Origin of the sequence: Bacillus sp. 17RED48, from assembly GCF_019837545.1 — a bacterium.
Classification (GTDB): domain Bacteria; phylum Bacillota; class Bacilli; order Bacillales; family Bacillaceae_G; genus Bacillus_A; species Bacillus_A wiedmannii.
On record NZ_JADAXG010000001.1, the window covers coordinates 1,170,722 to 1,187,229 of the forward strand.

The 16,508-nt window shown below is 33.1% G+C and carries 17 protein-coding genes; 15 read left to right on the forward strand and 2 right to left on the reverse strand.

What is annotated here, in order from left to right:
• The first annotated feature begins 69 nt into the window (after positions 1-69).
• The 12 genes from ILT06_RS06475 (at position 70) to ILT06_RS06530 (ending at position 12,364) form a co-directional block, all read left to right on the forward strand.
• Positions 70-1,911: a S8 family peptidase gene (locus tag ILT06_RS06475; protein WP_064475042.1), complete on the forward strand. Its 1,842-nt coding sequence runs from the start codon at positions 70-72 to the stop codon at positions 1,909-1,911.
• Between the two features lie 177 nt (positions 1,912-2,088).
• The gene (locus tag ILT06_RS06480; protein WP_064475043.1) at positions 2,089-3,069 is read left to right on the forward strand and encodes a phosphatidylinositol-specific phospholipase C; all 981 of its coding nucleotides are present in this window, start codon (positions 2,089-2,091) and stop codon (positions 3,067-3,069) included.
• Between the two features lie 233 nt (positions 3,070-3,302).
• The gene (locus ILT06_RS06485; RefSeq protein ID WP_222654931.1) at positions 3,303-5,018 is read left to right on the forward strand and encodes a methyl-accepting chemotaxis protein; all 1,716 of its coding nucleotides are present in this window, start codon (positions 3,303-3,305) and stop codon (positions 5,016-5,018) included.
• A 231-nt stretch (positions 5,019-5,249) separates the two neighbouring features.
• Positions 5,250-6,659, forward strand: coding sequence for a glycoside hydrolase family 1 protein (locus ILT06_RS06490; protein ID WP_064469402.1), 1,410 nt, complete (start codon positions 5,250-5,252; stop codon positions 6,657-6,659).
• A gap of 30 nt (positions 6,660-6,689) precedes the next feature.
• Positions 6,690-7,397: a GntR family transcriptional regulator gene (locus ILT06_RS06495; protein ID WP_064469403.1), complete on the forward strand. Its 708-nt coding sequence runs from the start codon at positions 6,690-6,692 to the stop codon at positions 7,395-7,397.
• 214 nt (positions 7,398-7,611) lie between these two features.
• Entirely contained in the window at positions 7,612-7,803 is a 192-nt protein-coding gene (locus ILT06_RS06500; RefSeq protein WP_000006469.1) for a hypothetical protein, read from the forward strand.
• Positions 7,804-7,856: 53 nt separating this feature from the next.
• On the forward strand, positions 7,857-8,537 hold the full coding sequence (gene bshB2 / locus ILT06_RS06505; protein ID WP_064469420.1) for a bacillithiol biosynthesis deacetylase BshB2: 681 nt from the start codon (positions 7,857-7,859) through the stop codon (positions 8,535-8,537).
• 23 nt (positions 8,538-8,560) lie between these two features.
• On the forward strand, positions 8,561-9,334 hold the full coding sequence (locus tag ILT06_RS06510) for an alpha/beta fold hydrolase (RefSeq protein ID WP_064475045.1): 774 nt from the start codon (positions 8,561-8,563) through the stop codon (positions 9,332-9,334).
• Between the two features lie 67 nt (positions 9,335-9,401).
• Positions 9,402-10,835: a MocR-like pyridoxine biosynthesis transcription factor PdxR gene (gene pdxR, locus ILT06_RS06515; protein WP_064469404.1), complete on the forward strand. Its 1,434-nt coding sequence runs from the start codon at positions 9,402-9,404 to the stop codon at positions 10,833-10,835.
• 30 nt (positions 10,836-10,865) lie between these two features.
• Positions 10,866-11,222, forward strand: coding sequence for a CidA/LrgA family holin-like protein (locus ILT06_RS06520; RefSeq protein WP_000878487.1), 357 nt, complete (start codon positions 10,866-10,868; stop codon positions 11,220-11,222).
• A 23-nt stretch (positions 11,223-11,245) separates the two neighbouring features.
• Positions 11,246-11,917 (forward strand): LrgB family protein, encoded by a 672-nt coding sequence (locus ILT06_RS06525; RefSeq protein ID WP_048545914.1) that lies wholly within the window; start codon positions 11,246-11,248, stop codon positions 11,915-11,917.
• A gap of 21 nt (positions 11,918-11,938) precedes the next feature.
• The gene (locus tag ILT06_RS06530) at positions 11,939-12,364 is read left to right on the forward strand and encodes a YfmQ family protein (protein ID WP_064469405.1); all 426 of its coding nucleotides are present in this window, start codon (positions 11,939-11,941) and stop codon (positions 12,362-12,364) included.
• A 22-nt stretch (positions 12,365-12,386) separates the two neighbouring features.
• On the opposite strand, the gene ILT06_RS06535 is transcribed toward ILT06_RS06530, so the two are convergent.
• A complete protein-coding gene (locus tag ILT06_RS06535; protein ID WP_088047322.1) occupies positions 12,387-12,800 on the reverse strand; it encodes a CBO0543 family protein in 414 nt (137 codons plus the stop codon).
• On the reverse strand, positions 12,763-13,941 hold the full coding sequence (locus tag ILT06_RS06540; RefSeq protein ID WP_222654932.1) for a DUF2515 domain-containing protein: 1,179 nt from the start codon (positions 13,939-13,941) through the stop codon (positions 12,763-12,765). The genes ILT06_RS06535 and ILT06_RS06540 overlap by 38 nt, the downstream gene beginning before the upstream one ends.
• A gap of 310 nt (positions 13,942-14,251) precedes the next feature.
• Between ILT06_RS06540 and ILT06_RS06545 the strand changes: the two genes are divergently transcribed.
• Genes ILT06_RS06545 through ILT06_RS06555 form a run of 3 tightly spaced genes read left to right on the forward strand, consistent with a single transcriptional unit; the run spans position 14,252 to position 16,492 of the window.
• Positions 14,252-15,238, forward strand: coding sequence for a UDP-N-acetylglucosamine 4,6-dehydratase family protein (locus ILT06_RS06545; protein WP_064475047.1), 987 nt, complete (start codon positions 14,252-14,254; stop codon positions 15,236-15,238).
• The gene (locus ILT06_RS06550) at positions 15,235-16,146 is read left to right on the forward strand and encodes an SDR family oxidoreductase (RefSeq protein WP_064469409.1); all 912 of its coding nucleotides are present in this window, start codon (positions 15,235-15,237) and stop codon (positions 16,144-16,146) included. Before ILT06_RS06545 ends, ILT06_RS06550 begins: the two co-directional genes overlap by 4 nt.
• A gap of 25 nt (positions 16,147-16,171) precedes the next feature.
• Positions 16,172-16,492 carry a DUF6572 domain-containing protein gene (locus ILT06_RS06555; protein ID WP_064475049.1) on the forward strand — a complete coding sequence of 107 codons (321 nt, stop codon included), beginning with the start codon at positions 16,172-16,174 and terminating at the stop codon, positions 16,490-16,492.
• Positions 16,493-16,508 lie beyond the last annotated feature (16 nt).

The following is a 16,508-nucleotide window of genomic DNA, read 5'->3' on the forward strand; positions in this document are numbered from 1 at the left end:
CTTTATATGTTATAGAAGTTAAATCATTATAGATTGATATAATGATTTTTAAGTTGGAGGAGTGATGTAATGAATATCTTTAAAAGAATATCTGTTTCAGCTGTAATCATTTCAACATTTTTAGGAATAGGGGACACTGTCAATATTGTAAATGCTGATTCTATAGAACAGCAGAGTAAATTAGGGATAGAACAAGAAACAGATAAACAAATCATTGTAAAATTCAATGCGGATTTGAAATTACCATATGAAGATGGTATTGAAAAACAGATACAAGCTCAAGCAAGTGATAAAGTACTAGAAGATCTTTTGGTAGAATATCCAGATGTAACATTCACTCGTTTATTCACATCTGTAAGTCCAGAAGAAATACAAGACCTTGAAGTGAAAGCACCCAATAATGTATCTACAAGTTTATTAAACTACTATATTCTTCAAACTCAAAATGGTGGGCAGAAAGAAGAACTAGTAGATAAGTTAAAGGCATCTTCTTTAATAGAAGATGTGTATATGAAAAAACAAGAAAAAATAACGCCACCGGAAGTACAACCATTAAGTGTATCTTTTAATCCTAATAACAATCCTAGATATAAAAAACAAGGTTACCTTGAAGCAGCACCATACGGTATTAATGCGCCTTTCGCCTGGGGAGTTCAAGGCGGTAATGGAAATGGTATAACTTTTGTTGATATGGAATATGGATGGTTATTAAATCATGAGGATTTAGTACATCAAAATATTGAATTAATGTCTGGAAGAAATATAGATCAGCATGTTGGACATGGGACGTCTGTACTAGGAATTGTATCCTCCGAAGATAATGAAGTGGGGAATATTGGGATTGCGCCAAAAGCGAAAGCGAAAGTGATTTCTCAAATAAGAGATAACGGACAGTATAATACAGCTGATGCAATATTAAGTGCTGTAAATCATTTAGAAGCTGGGGATGTTTTATTATTAGAGGCACAAGCTTCCTTTGATGGATATGGTGATAAATATTTACCTGTTGAAGTACAACCAGATATCTTTGATGCAATTCGTGCTGGTACAGATAAAGGTGTTGTAATTATAGAGGCTGGAGCAAATGGCTGGAATGATTTAGATCAATTTAAAGATAGAAATGGTAAACAAGTTTTAAATCGTAATAGTAAAGATTTTAAAGATTCAGGTGCAATTATGGTAGGAGCGGGCTCTTCAACATTCCCTCATGAGCGTATGTGGTTTTCAAATTATGGAAGTCGGATTGATGTGTACGGGTGGGGAGAAAATGTAGATACAACTAAAGCCGAGCAAAGTAGAAGTGCTGTAAATCTTTATACTACAAGCTTTAGTGGAACATCTAGTGCTTCGCCAATTATTGCTGGGGCAGCGACTTTAGTACAAAGCATTGCTAAAAAAAATTCAGGACAACCGTATAGACCGAGTGAATTAAGAACGATATTAAGTAACCATAACACTGGAACGAAATCTAAAAATCCATATGCAGATAAAATTGGTGTTTTACCAGATTTGAAGTCTATACTAGTAAACTTAGGGTATGAACAAAGAGAGCCGAACGGTGGGAATGAGTTACAAGTAACAGAAAATGAACCAAATAATGAACCTAGACAGGCAAATAAAGTTAACTTTCATACACCAATGAAAGGAACACTACATAATCGGGATAAGGTAGATGTATTTACTTTCCAAATTGACTCACCAGAGAATATTAATATTTCTCTACTAAATGAACAAAACATTGGAATGACATGGGTACTTCATCATGAATCAGATTTAAACAACTATGTAGCATATGGTGAAAATGAAGGGAATGTAGTTAAGGGAACTTATAATGCAAAGCCAGGTAAATATTATTTATATGTTTATAAGTATGAGAATAAAGATGGTTCATATATATTGAATATAAAATAAACGAAAGGAACTTCAGATGAAGTTCCTTTAAATTTTTCTAATTCAGTATATGTGAATGATTTTTTAACTTTACTTCTATGCAATATTTCATATTGATGAAATATTATTTATTTTTTACTCACCAGATTATATTATATTCAATAAGTTTGATGTAAAACAGAAAAAGGAGGAATAATAATGAGCAATAAGAAGTTTATTTTGAAATTATTCATATGTAGTATGATATTTATCACATCTGTATTTGCTTTACATGATAAGCAAGTCGTTGCAGCTAGTTCTGTTATTGAACTTGAAAATTGGTCAAAATGGATGCAACCTATACCTGATAACATCCCGTTAGCACGAATTTCAATTCCAGGAACACATGATAGTGGTACGTTCAAATTACAAAATCCAATAAAGCAAGTATGGGGAATGACGCAAGAGTATGATTTTCGTTATCAAATGGATCATGGAGCTCGCATTTTTGATATAAGAGGCCGTTTAACAGATGATAATACGATAGTTCTTCATCATGGGCCATTATTTCTTTATGTAACACTGCATGAATTCATAAACGAAGCGAAACAATTTTTAAAAGATAACCCAAGTGAAACAATTATTATGTCTTTAAAAAAAGAGTATGAGGATATGAAAGGGGCAGAAGGTTCATTTAGTAATACGTTTGAAAAAAATTATTTTGTTGATCCTATCTTTTTAAAAACAGAAGGAAATATAAAACTTGGAGATGCTCGAGGGAAAATTGTACTACTAAAAAGATATAGTGGTAGTAATGAATCTGGAGGGTATAATAATTTTTATTGGCCAGATAATGAGACGTTTACGACAACTGTAAATCAAAATATAAATGTAACAGTACAAGATAAATATAAAGTGAGTTATGATGAGAAAGTAAAATCTATTAAAGAGACGATAAATGAAACGATTAACAATAGTGAGGATTTAAATCATCTATATATTAATTTTACAAGCTTGTCTTCTGGTGGTACAGCATGGAATAGTCCATATTATTATGCCTCTTATATAAATCCCGAAATTGCGGCATATATTAAACAAGAGGATCCCAAAAGAGTTGGTTGGGTGATCCAAGATTATGTTAGTGATAAGTGGTCACCGATTCTCTATCAAGAAGTTATAAGAACTAATAAGTCACTTTAAGTTTCACCATAATTTCATAGAAACAATGTAACGCTATTAAAAGTCTTGTGGAATTCCCATAAGACTTTTTAGTATTTAATATTATGAGAATCAAAGTTCTTTGAATAGGTTTATATAGTTAATATAATAATTTAATACGGTTATAAAATCGACACGAAAAAAATTGTCGATAAATGTCGATTAATATTGTAATATAAAACATATAAGTGTAATATACAGATGAGGTGGATTTATTGTCTTTTATTAAAAATAGTAAAATTGGAACGAAATTAAATGTGTTAGTCATTGTATCGAGTTTGGCGTGCATCATGTTATCTTCTCTGGGGTTTCTAGGGCTTCAAAAAGGTGAAAATACATCTTCTAGTATGTATGACGAAAGGCTATTACCAATTGAATGGATAGGAACTGTAGAATCAAATTTTTACCATGTGAATATGAATTTTATGGAGATTATGATATCGAAAGATGAAAAAAGAATGAAAGAACTAATAACAGAAATGGATAAGACTAGGAAAGAAAATGATGAGTTATTAAAACAATTTGAAACTAGAATTAGTTCTCATAAAGAAAAGGGCTTGTATAATGCATTTCAAAGTCAATTCAAAGATTTAAGAATACAAATGAAGAAAGCACAGGACTTGGGACTGACTAATAATGAAGAAGCGTATAGCTATTATTTAAAAGAAATTGAGCCTAATATGGGAAAAACAATTCAGTCTATCCGTGAACTTATTTTATATAATAATACCGCGGCTGAACAACTACAAAAAGAGAATATCAATAGTGTGAAAAATACGATAATAACATTTGTAATTATTTCATTTGTTGGAATCATAATAATTATTTTTATTGGTTTTATAATAAAAAATGTTATAAAAAAACCAATTGTATTATTACAAAAAGATATGGAACGAGTATCTGCTGGAGATTTAACAATTCGAACTTCTTATAAATCCGAGAACGAATTAGGCCATATTGTACAATCCTTTAATAGTATGTTAGATAACTTGCAACAATTAGTCGGTCAGGTGAAGGTTACAGCGAAAGAAGTGATTATTTCAACTGAAAATATGTTACAAGAGACAAAAACGGCAGCACATATATCAAACGAGGTTGTTCGAACTACTTCTGAAATAAATAAAGAAATAGAGGGACAAGTGACTAGTATTCAAGAAAGTTCAACTTCGATGGAAGAAATTGCAACTGGAGTTCAAACAGTAGCTGAATCTTCAGCGATGGTTGCTGAAGTTGCTGTTACAACAATAGACCAAGCAAATTCTGGTAGTGAAGTTATAAAACAATCTATTCGTCAAATGAATAGTGTGAATGAAGTTGTTGAAGAAACTTCTAAGGTCATTGATAGACTTGTTACGCGGACACAACAAATTGAAGAAGCGCTAGATGTTATTACTAATATTGCAGAACAAACGAATTTACTGGCCTTAAACGCTGCAATTGAGGCAGCACGCGCCGGAGAAAATGGAAAAGGATTTGCAGTAGTTGCAGCTGAAGTAAGAGGTCTGGCTGAGAAATCTAAAACATCTGTAAATGATATAAATAATTTAATACGTTTTATACATCAAGATACACAGGATACAGTTCATGTAATGAAAAAAGGTCAACAACAGGCTAGTGGTGGTAAAGAAGCGGCACATAAGGCAGAACTCGCTTTTTCATCTATTATGCAAGATATTAATAGAATAACGTCCCAAATTCAAGAAGTGTCTGCTGCCACAGAAGAAATGTCTGCTGGGACAGAAGAAGTGAATGCCTCTTTATCAATAGTTTCTGAAACTGCAACACAAGTCGCACAAGAAACGAATCGAACGGTACAATCAATTCAAGCACAAGCCACATTGATTCAAGAAATAACGACGAAATCTAATGAAATGAAAAAGAAAGTCGAAAATTTAGAAATGCTCATTTCACAATTCATTATTGAAGAATAAGTTTGTTAACATTTATCAGTAGTATAAACTTTAAGATACTCAATATAGTGCTGCGTTGCACAATTTGAAAAAGGACCTTCATAGGTTCTTTTTTTGTAAATGGTGTGAATGCTATGTTTAATTATAGTGAAAAACAGAAACTTATTATATAATAATTATTTAAATTTGTACCTACAAACTTTATATGTAATAATGAATTTGATTTATTCTAATGAAATGGAGGTATATACTATGAAGTTTCCACATGATTTTTTATTCGGAGCTGCTTCAGCTTCTTATCAAGTAGAAGGTGCATGGAATGAGGATGGAAAAGGTGTTACGAATTGGGATGAGTTTTCAAAAATTCCTGGCAAAACATACAATGGAACAAATGGTGATGTAGCGGTTGATCATTATCATCGATATAAGGAAGATGTTCGTTTAATGGCTGAGATGGGATTGGAATCATATCGTTTTTCGATTTCTTGGGCGAGAATATTGCCGACTGGAGATGGAGAGGTAAATGAAAAAGGCATTAAATTTTATAACAATTTAATTGATGAATGTTTAAAGTACGGGATTGTACCGTTTGTCACTTTATATCATTGGGATCTACCATTACCGTTAGAAAAGGATGGTGGGTGGACGAATAAACGAACAGCAGATGCTTTTGTAAAGTATGCCGAAATTTGCTTTAAGGCATTTGGTGATAGAGTGAAACATTGGATTACTTTTAATGAAACCGTAATGTTTTGTGGATTAGGCTATTTAAAAGGTGCACATCCACCAGGAATACAAAATGATGTTCCAAAGTATTTTCAAGCGACTCATTATGTATTTTATGCGCATGCGAAAACAGTTGCGGTGTACAAGCAGCTGAAACAATATGGGGAGATTGGGATTACACATGTTTTCTTACCTGCTTATAGTGTGGATGATGAAAAAGAAAATATACTAGCAGCAAATCATGCGAATGAATATGAAACGTATTGGTATTATGATCCAGTTTTAAAAGGTGAGTACCCACCTTATGTTGTTCAACAATTAAAGGAAAAAGGGTGGACTCCTAATTGGACGGTTGAAGAATTAGAAATCATTAAACAAAATGCCGAAAAGAATGATTTTATTGGCTTGAATTATTATCAACCAATACGAGTAGAAAGATACGATATGGATATAAAGAGCGATGAGCATTCTCGAGAAAACTCAACACTTGCTCCAGGTAATCCTTCTTTTGATGGTTTTTATCGAACAGTAAAAATGGATGATAAAACATATACAAAATGGGGATGGGAAATATCTCCCGAAGGTTTCTTAGATGGATTGCATATGTTGAAAGAGCGTTACGGTGACATAAAGATGTATGTAACGGAAAATGGACTTGGTGATGAAGATCCAATCATTGAAGGAGAAGTTGTAGATGTTCCGAGAATTAAATTTATTGAAAAGCATTTAAAAATAATAAAGCGTGCAATTGAAGAGGGAATCAATTTAAAAGGTTATTATGCATGGTCAGTAATTGATTTATTAAGTTGGTTAAATGGATATAAAAAGCAATATGGCTTTATTTTTGTCGATCATAATGATAACTTAAAACGTAAGAAAAAACTTTCGTTTCATTGGTATAAACATGTGATCGAAACGAGAGGAGAAGAGTTATAACAGATAAAAGAGTATTTTAGGAGAAAGTGTATGAGTGCAAAGTATAAACAAATTGCAGATGTGTTAGAGCAAAACATTCGAGATGGGCTTTTTAATGAAACGAAAAAACTACCTACAGAAGAAGCGTTGATGAATCGATTTGAAGTAAGCCGTAATACGATACGTAAAGTAAGTAGCCAGCTTGTAAATAGAGGTTATATTTTTCAAGTGCAAGGTAGTGGTATGTTTTTACGCGAAACTTCTGTAACAGATTACATTAATTTAGGAAGTTTACGTGGATTAACGAAAAATCTCGTTTCGCAAAATATTAAAACGAGAGTGTTAGAGCTTGAAGTAATAGATGCGGATGAAGATATAGCAAAGCGGATGCAATGCGAAGCTGGAACTAGAATATATTTTTTGAAGCGTTTAAGAATTGTAGATGGTAAACCATTCTCTATTGAAGTAAGTTATTTCAAAAAGGATATTATTCCATATTTGAATAAAGAAATAGCATTAAGCTCTGTATACAGTTATTTCATTGAAGATTTACGATTAAATATTGGCTTTGCCGATAAAGTTATTAGTTGTGAAAAAGTAAATAAAGAAAACGCGCAGCTGTTAGAATTAAATGAAGGTGAGCCGGCGCTTCTTATTGAAAATACAGTATGTCTTGTAAACGGGACAATTTTCGAGTTATCTCAATCGATGTTTCATTATGAAAAGACTAAACTTTTAAATCGAATTAATTTCAAATAAAAAAAGAAAATAATTTATCGTGTGAAAAGCAACTGAGTCCAAAGTGATCAGTTGTTTTTTATTTTCAAAGTGGATGAGCAAAAAAACACAAAAGTGGTTGGTCCGTTTTTTGCAAACATACATTATGATAAGAGAAGAAAGGTAGTATGTTATTAATGTTTTAAAGAGGAAGTTCTTTATTAAAATAGATTGTCTTTAGAGAGGTGAAAATACAATGAGTTTTGCAATTTCACTAGTGGTTATTATTGTAATTGTATCGCTGTTTGGGACCGTGCTAGTTGCACGAAATGTGGAGGAGAATTACGGCAAGTCTACAAAGAGAAATGTGAAAAACTTATCAACTATTTATATTCTCCTTCTTTTCGTACTACTTGTTGGGGTAACGTGGTATGCGGTAGTGATTTAATAGTTTTGAAAGAAAAAGGTTAATATTGTGTATGATGGAGGAGTATGATTTTGATAAAAAATGAACGCCACGTTTTAATTGTATTTCCGCATCCAGATGATGAGTCATATTGCGTGGCAGGTACAATTTTAGCTTATGCGCAGCGAAATGTTCCTCTTACTTATGTTTGCTTAACGTTAGGGGAAATGGGGAGGACGATGGGAAATCCTCCTTTTGCAACACGTGAATCATTATATGTTATAAGAGAGAAGGAACTAAAGAGGGCTACAAATATTTTAGGGATTAAAGATGTACGTATGATGGGATATCGTGATAAAATCCTGGAATTTGAAACTCCCGGAGAGTTAAGATGTGTAATACAAAAATGTGTAGAAGAATTGAATCCTTCGTTAGTCATTTCTTTTTATCCGGGATATGCGGTTCATCCAGATCATGATGCAACAGGAGAAGCGGTAGCAGAGGTGTTAGCTAATATTCCGGAATATAAAAGGCCAACATTTTATGCGGTAGCTTTTTCGAAGAATCATGAAGCGGAAATAGGTCCTCCGCATTTTAAAAATGAAGTGAAAGAATATGTTCCCAAAAAGTTAGAGGCATTGCAAGCACATGCATCACAATTTGCGACGAAAGTAACGGAACTAAAAAGAGAGTATGAAGAAGGTGTACCGGAAATAGTAGAGTGGTTAGAAAAGGAACCATTTTGGATATATTCATTCAAAGATAAGAGTAAGTGACGTTATAGCTGAAGGTGATGAATATGTATTTTGAATATAATAATTGGAAAATTTCTTACAATATAGAAGGGTCGGGCCCTGTTATATTGTTAATACACGGTCTTGGTGGGAACGCAAACAATTGGCTATATCAAAGGCAATATTTCAAAGAGAATTGGACGGTGATTTCTCTTGATTTACCGGGGCATGGGAAATCTGAAGGGCTGGAAATCCCTTTTAAAGAATATACAAATGTTTTGTATGAGTTATGCAGTTATTTAAAGCTACAAAAAGTAGTTATGTGTGGTCTTTCAAAAGGAGCTAGAGTCGGTATCGATTTTGCTATTCAATATCCAGGCTTTGTTTCTAGCTTAATTGTTGTAAATGCATTTCCCTATTTGGAGCCTGAAGATCGAAAAGAACGAATTGAAGTATATGATTTACTTAGCTTGCACGATGACGGAAAAACATGGGCGGATACATTATTGAAGGCGATGGGAGTAGCAGATAATGAAGTAATTGTCAGGGGATTTTATCAATCTTTACAGTCAATTAATTCGGTGCATATTCAAAGGTTATTTGCTGAATTAGTGGACTATGATCAAAGACCGTTTCTATCAAATATTTCATGTCCTATTTTAATTATAAGAGGGGAAAATGATGATTTTGTCCCTGAGAAATATGTAAGAGAGTTTGAACGACATTTGAAAAATACAACTTTCATTGAGTTGAAAAGTAGTGGTCACTTACCTTATTTAGAACAGCCGACTAGCTTTAATAGGACTGTAAAAATGTTTTTAAATCATGCGCTTAATTAATACTATTATTACAGTCAATACTGTTAGTAGGAAATCAAGTATATTTCGTTTTGAGAGGGGCAAGAAGGTGGAATGGAAACCAAATCGTGCAGATAAGACGCCTGTATATAAACAAATAGCGGATTATATTGAAAGGGGTATTTCTTCAGGTGAGTTTCCTTCTGACAGCAAGTTACCTTCTGAGCGTACGTTAGCGAAAGAATTACAGGTGAACCGAAGTACGATAGTAGCTGCATATGAAGAATTAAAATCACTGGGAGTAGTAGAACGGCAAAAAGGAAGCGGAACACGGGTAAATACAGACATATGGGGTGTTTCACATAAACGAATACCGAACTGGGGTAGGTACGTTGAGGATGGATCGTTCTTACCTAATGTACCACTCGTTCAACAAATTAGAACGGAAACACAAAAAGATGACTTAATTAATTTAGCGAGTGGTGAATTGTCACCAGAATTAATTCCGAGTGATAGATTCCGAACGATTTTGTCGGAGAAAACATTTATGGGGAACCTCGGTTATGACCATCCACTTGGAAATGAAATGTTGAGAAAAACAATTGCAGCACATGTTCAGCAATATAAACAAATTGAAGCGGATTCGAATTCTATCCTTATTACATCTGGCGCACAACAGGCACTTAATCTTATCGTTCAATGCTTATTAAAACCTGGCGATGCGATTGCAATTGAGGACCCTTCGTATTGTTTCTCATTGCCGATGTTTAAATCCGCTGGCTTAAAAATATTCCATTTACCTGTTGATCAGTATGGAATGAATCCAGATGATTTAATTGATTTGCATAAAAAGCATCGTATTCGTATGGTGTTTTTGAATCCAGATTATCAAAATCCAACGGGAACTGTGCTTTCATTGGCGAGACGTAAAAAAATTTTAGAACTGTCTTCTGAATTTGGGATACCGATTGTAGAAGATGATCCGTATAGTTTAACTTCATTTAATGGAGAAGTGAATCCAACATTAAAATCAATGGATCAAAACGGGAATGTTCTTTATATAAGTTCATTATCAAAAATTGTTGCATCAGGATTACGTATTGGCTGGGTAATTGGCCCTACACGTGTAATAGAACGTTTAGCAGATGCGAAGCAGCAAGTTGATTTTGGCCATAGTGTATTTACGCAGTGGGTGGCAAATCAGTTTTTAGAATCAGCAGATTTTCATGCACATATTGCAATGCTTCGTGAACAATTGAAAGAAAGAAGAGATGTGTTAATTAGAAAGCTCGAAGAAATATTGGGGGACCAGGTTGAATTTTTTGTTCCAGAGGGTGGAATACATTTATGGTGCAAAGTGCAAGGAACGTTTGATGAATATCATTTATTAGGCGAATCTATACGAAATGGTGTAGCGTTTGTCCCAGGAAGTGTTTTAGGTACTAAAAGTGAATATATTCGTTTTACTTTTGGAAGAGTAGATGTCGAACAAATTCAACTGGGAATCACGAGGTTTGCGGAAACATTAAACGAGATTTCATAATAGTGATGCATATTGAAATGAGGGAAAGAAATGAAGTACGTGACGCTTTTACTTCAAGTAGGCGTGCTATATGTATTTAGCTTAGTTGGTACGTGGATTCAGGAAGTATTCCATTTATCAATGCCAGGAAGTTTAATAGGAATGTTAATGCTGTTTTTACTCCTTGCTACTCGTATTTTACCATTAAAGTGGTTTGAGGAAGGTGCGGAAAAGTTAATTATATTTTTACCGTTATTTCTAATTCCTTCGACAACAGGGCTGATGGAATATGGGTCTTTTCTTTTCAGTAAGGGGAGTGTTATATTCCTTTTAGTAGTTGCAAGCACAATAGTAACATTGATTGTTTCAGGGTATATAAGTCAATTATTAGTAGCATCAAAAAAATAAAATCGACAAGGTGCAAGATGCAAATGGTCTTAATTATTATTACTGTAGTAATGTATGTATTGGCGACAAAGTTATATAAAAAAATTCCGTTTCCATTTACGTTACCGGTGTTAACAGTTACAGCAAGTATGATTTGCTTATTTCTGATTTTGGGTATTTCTCATCATGAGTATAGAGAAAATGGGGGAGACATTCTTTCCGGCTTATTGAGTCCTGCAATTGTAGCGTTAGCGATACCTTTATTTAAAGAGCGAAATATACTTATGAAAAATTTTTTGTCGATACTTATCGGCGTAGCGGTAGGTATAGTGGCTTTAACGAGTATGAATGTAGTGATAGGCGGAATGTTAAATATAGATAAGGAACTCATATTAACAACACTGCCGCAATTAGCGACGATGCCTATCGCCATTTCATTAGCGGATCAAATTGGTGGTATTCCATCTATGACTTCTAGTTTTGTAGTTGTTGCAGGAATAACAGGTGCTATTATCGGACCAACAGTACTTAAGTTTTTCCGTATAACAAGTACGATTGGAAAAGGAGTGGGGATGGGCTGCGCATCACATATTATTGGTGTGAGCCGTCTCGTGAAGGAAGGCGAGAAAGAGGCGACGATCGGTTCAGTGACGATGATTGTAACCGGAATACTCATTAGTATATTTATACCTTATGGAACGAAATTTATATTTTAAAATATAATGGAGATGATGAAAATGACAACATGGTTTATAGTTACATTATTTATTTTTGGCGCTCTTAAAGTACTAGTTTCTAGTATGCCAACTTCTGTTGTAGAATCAATTATTAGTAGATTTGAATTGCATCAAAAACTTGAAGAAGAGAATACCTCTATATCGATAGATGGAAAAAATATAGTGGGAGAAATGAAACTACAAGTTATTCATGAATTTAATGAGGCTTTATTTTTAGATAAACATTATTTCCCACCGCACGGGGAAGGAACACCAATCGTTATTAATACGAAGAAAGGGAATAAAGAGATTAGATTTTCTCTGTATAGCCATGAGGAACATGTTGATGTAATCAAGCAATATAAGAAGAAAATCGTTGCCTATCGTTTACGTTCAAAAAGTCTTCAAAATCCTATATCATTAACAATAACTGAAGATTATGCTTAAGAAGAGATCGATTATGGTCTCTTTATTTTTGTATGAAATGATATGTTTTCAAAATAAAAGAAAAGAAAATCATATAGCCAAATAAAGAGTATGTATGATTCCAATCTACGCTATGAATAAAGAAACCGAATCTTTCTGCAATCTGTTCAAAAATACTAGCACAAATACCTATTGAAACAATAAATAAAATTCTAGAAACTGCAGATAATGTTTTTGAAATTTGTATGAAAATCGTTGTTAAAATCGGTAGTACAAACAAAGTAAAGCCAATGTTAACTGAAAATATGGATGAGAATGGTCTAACGGGAAAGGAATAGATTTGTTTTGCAACAAAGAAAGCATCTAAGCAAGTGCCGATAATAGAAGAGAGTAAGATTGTAACTGCTAATGCTAGAAAATCATTCTTCTTCTCGAAGGAGGACGTTTTTCTTTGCAAGAATTGCCAACTCAATTTTTTCGAGTGTTTTACAGTAGTCTTCTGTAATTTGTCCATTTATATTTTCCTCCTTATCTACTAAGTAATTTACAACTTGCCAGTCCGTAAACCAATCTTCACTGTCAACTTCTTCATGCTTCATATCTCGCCATGCATAGATAAGTGCAGGACTGTATATACGATAGGTGCCAGTACGCAACTGGCATTTCTTTATTCGACGTTTATAAAACTCACGGGAAAAAGATTCATTTACACTTGAGAATAAATGGGGCCAGTAATCTTTCCTTGATCCTGTATGCGGATGGTGCTGGGCCCAGCTTATTATTTGAGATAAAACATGTGTGTCTCGAAATAATAATGAATACAACCTTTTTCCAATTAAGATTCGTTCGTGTAAGGAAGTAAAATGTTTCATTGTATCACCAAATAGTAATACTTTGTGTTTCTTATCATTTTCGTAGAATGGGAAAAGGATATGATTAAACTGAAAGAAATCAAAGAGTTTAAATCCAATACTATTAAGTACAGTCTTTTTAAATTGTATATTTTGAATCACTCTTTTTTCTAAGTAGTTTTGTTCATTAATAATAGTTGCAATAGCTAATGTTTTTTTGTTACCTGTTTTCCAAAAATCGTTCCACATCGTTTCCATAAATGTAGAAACATTTAGGTGAGGGAGAAGGTGAAATAGCTTTTGTGCTCTTTTTACACTTTGTTCATAAAGCAGAAATTGAGGATATACATCTTGGAAAATAAGCCAATTTCCTCTTTCTAAAAAAGAAAAAAATGTGATTTGATCTTTCTCTGATAAAATTTTCGTATATAAATCGCCCTTTAAATCAGTCATATTCCAACCGCCGTTACGTGATACCATATGCCCAAGTAGTGCCCAATGTATTTCTGGATATTGAATGTAAAATTGGTAGTATGCGCGTGTTCTTGTCACATTATTTTTATTTAGTTGTTCTGTTTGTATTTTTATGTTGTTGATGATGAGTTGCTCTTCTTTCGTTAATTTATACATCGTGCCAGAATGTATGAGTTTGCTTTTTTGTTTTAATTCATTTTTTACATCAAATAGGGAGAGAGGCAGTGCTTTGGAAGGTCCCTTATCTGTATGATTTGAATTGCTTCGGTACATTCCGTTACCTCCATTTTTCATAAATTTAAACATGATTATTGGCTATGAATCATTCTATTTATTTTATTACGAGTATAAGAAATAAATGAGCGGTGTTTTTTACAAAGGTTTAGTTATCATGCAAAAAGTATAAAAAATCTTACTGTTGTGAGGTGAAATAAAAAAACAGAAACTATTTTTAATAGTTTCTGTTTTTTTATTTTGTCAATTAAATGTAACAAACGACGATTATGATTTAAATCAATTGAAAATAATTCAATAAATTTTATAAATACTATATGAATTGAAATGTTTGGTAGGAGGAAAAGAGATGCTGAATAAAATAATTTTAATTACTGGTGGTACAGGTTCGTGGGGACATGAACTTATAAAACAACTATTAGAAAAATCCCCGAAAGAAATTAGGGTTTTTTCAAGAAATGAAACGGTTCAGTTTGAAATGCAGCAACAGTTTATAAATGATGATAGGTTAAAATTTATTATTGGAGATATTCGTGATAAAGATCAAATAGCCTATGCATGCCAAGGTGTACATTATGTATTCCATCTTGCAGCTTTAAAACATGTTCCAGTATGTGAGTATTATCCTTATGAAGCTATAAAAACTAATATACATGGTACACAAAATGTAATTGAAGCATCTATACAGATGCAAGTTGAGAAAGTTATATATGTTTCAACGGATAAAGCAGCTGACCCATCAAATACGTATGGGATGACAAAAGCAATTGGTGAGAAGTTAATGGTTCATGCGAATATGCAAACGAAGAAAACAAAATTTATTTGTGTTCGTGGTGGAAATGTTTTAGGGACGAGCGGAAGTGTGGTACCACTTTTTAAAAACCAAATTAAAAAATCTTCACAAGTAGGGATTACCGATGCAAATATGACTAGATTTTTCTTAACGATTGAAGATGCTGTTGGATTGTTATTTAAAGCCGTATATCAAGGTAGAGGTGGAGAAATCTTTGTCATGAAAATGCCAGCATGTAAAATAACAGATTTAGCAGAAGTGTTAATTGAAGATTCAAAAAAAGAAAACGTGAAGTTAAAAGAGATAGGGATAAGGCCGGGTGAAAAATTAAGTGAAATGCTTTTATCTGAGGTAGAGAGTAAAACAAGTATAAGCTTTGATCAAAATTATTTTGTGGTACTACCGACTATTCCTATAGAAGGGCTGCAAGAATATTATACTAGTTATCCGCTAGTAGATGTGAAGAGTTTTAGTTCTCAACAAGACTTACTTGCAAAACACGAGGTGAAACAAATGTTATTAAAAGGAGGGTTTTTACGATGAAAAAAAATGCGAAGCTCTTAATAACTGGTGCAAATGGCTTCACAGGACGCCATGCTTGCCAATATTTTTTAGAGCAGGGTTTTCATGTAATTCCCATGTTTCAAAATCGTGCGCATAGAGAAATAATTGGGAATGGTATTACTTGTAATTTAACTAATAAGAGCGAAGTAATGAAGGTAATGAAACAAATAAAGCCAGATTATGTATTGCATTTAGCAGGAAAGAATTCGGTCATAGAGTCTTGGACAGCCGCTCTTGAATATGTAGAGATTAATGTAATAGGGACATTATATTTATTAGAAGCAATTAAGCAAGAAGCACCTCATTGTAGGATATTGGTTATAGGATCTGCTTTGCAAGCAGATAGTATGAACAAAATAAAAATTTCAAATCCATATAGTTTAAGTAAAACGATGCAAATCATTATTGCAGAGGCGTGGAGTGAATTAATGAATTCAAATATTATCATTGCAAAGCCCTCGAATTTAATTGGTCCAGGAGTATCGAATGGTATTTGTTCTATTCTTGCAAAAAAAATGATAACTATAGAGTCGAACAAAAGTGAAGCAATTATTGAAGTAAACAGTTTGAAAGATAGTAGGGATTTTCTAGATGTACGTGATGCGGTTAAAGCGTATCATGTGTTATTACGAGATGGGATAAATGGAAAACAATATAATGTCGGGTCAGGAGTGAAACGATCTTTATTAGATGTACTAGAACAATACAAAGAATTAACACAGCTGAATTTTTCCATAAAAGAAGCCGAGCATAGTGGGAGCGAATCAAATGAGAGTTTAGTAATAGAGGATATAAAAAGGTTAGGTTGGGTCCCAGAAATTCAATTCCATCAATCATTAAAAGATGTACTCGAGTATGCGAAGTGTAGTGAAATCTGCATTCAATGAAAAATAAAAAGGGTGTAAGAAATATATGAATGGCTATAAAACAATAGATAATCAAAATACGCTATTTCTTTTAATTGTTGATACGCTGGACTGGAAAGATGAGGAAGAGCATGTTTTGTGTATCTATGAGGCGATAAATAAATGTCGAGCCTATGTGGAAGGTAAAAAGGATGATAGGAAAAATCCAGTAATAGGTCCAGGAACTAGGCATGTAATTCAAGTCTTTGCTCATTATGAATGTAGTGAGTATGGAAATGATTTTTATGATCTCATTAAAGATTTTTTGCAAGATATAGGATTTGAGTTACATGTTTATATAAATAATAGTAAGTTTACTTACATTTAATAGATTAGTATAAAAC

Bases quoted from the DNA above. Each gene is read 5' to 3' on its own strand.
- ILT06_RS06475 (WP_064475042.1), top strand. From the start codon at position 70: ATGAATATCTTTAAAAGAATATCTGTTTCAGCTGTAATCATTTCAACA.
- ILT06_RS06480 (WP_064475043.1), top strand. From the start codon at position 2,089: ATGAGCAATAAGAAGTTTATTTTGAAATTATTCATATGTAGTATGATA.
- ILT06_RS06490 (WP_064469402.1), top strand. From the start codon at position 5,250: ATGAAGTTTCCACATGATTTTTTATTCGGAGCTGCTTCAGCTTCTTAT.
- ILT06_RS06495 (WP_064469403.1), top strand. From the start codon at position 6,690: ATGAGTGCAAAGTATAAACAAATTGCAGATGTGTTAGAGCAAAACATT.
- ILT06_RS06500 (WP_000006469.1), top strand. From the start codon at position 7,612: ATGAGTTTTGCAATTTCACTAGTGGTTATTATTGTAATTGTATCGCTG.
- ILT06_RS06510 (WP_064475045.1), top strand. From the start codon at position 8,561: ATGTATTTTGAATATAATAATTGGAAAATTTCTTACAATATAGAAGGG.
- ILT06_RS06520 (WP_000878487.1), top strand. From the start codon at position 10,866: ATGAAGTACGTGACGCTTTTACTTCAAGTAGGCGTGCTATATGTATTT.
- ILT06_RS06525 (WP_048545914.1), top strand. From the start codon at position 11,246: ATGGTCTTAATTATTATTACTGTAGTAATGTATGTATTGGCGACAAAG.
- ILT06_RS06530 (WP_064469405.1), top strand. From the start codon at position 11,939: ATGACAACATGGTTTATAGTTACATTATTTATTTTTGGCGCTCTTAAA.
- ILT06_RS06540 (WP_222654932.1), bottom strand. From the start codon at position 13,941: ATGTACCGAAGCAATTCAAATCATACAGATAAGGGACCTTCCAAAGCA.
- ILT06_RS06545 (WP_064475047.1), top strand. From the start codon at position 14,252: ATGCTGAATAAAATAATTTTAATTACTGGTGGTACAGGTTCGTGGGGA.
- ILT06_RS06550 (WP_064469409.1), top strand. From the start codon at position 15,235: ATGAAAAAAAATGCGAAGCTCTTAATAACTGGTGCAAATGGCTTCACA.
- ILT06_RS06555 (WP_064475049.1), top strand. From the start codon at position 16,172: ATGAATGGCTATAAAACAATAGATAATCAAAATACGCTATTTCTTTTA.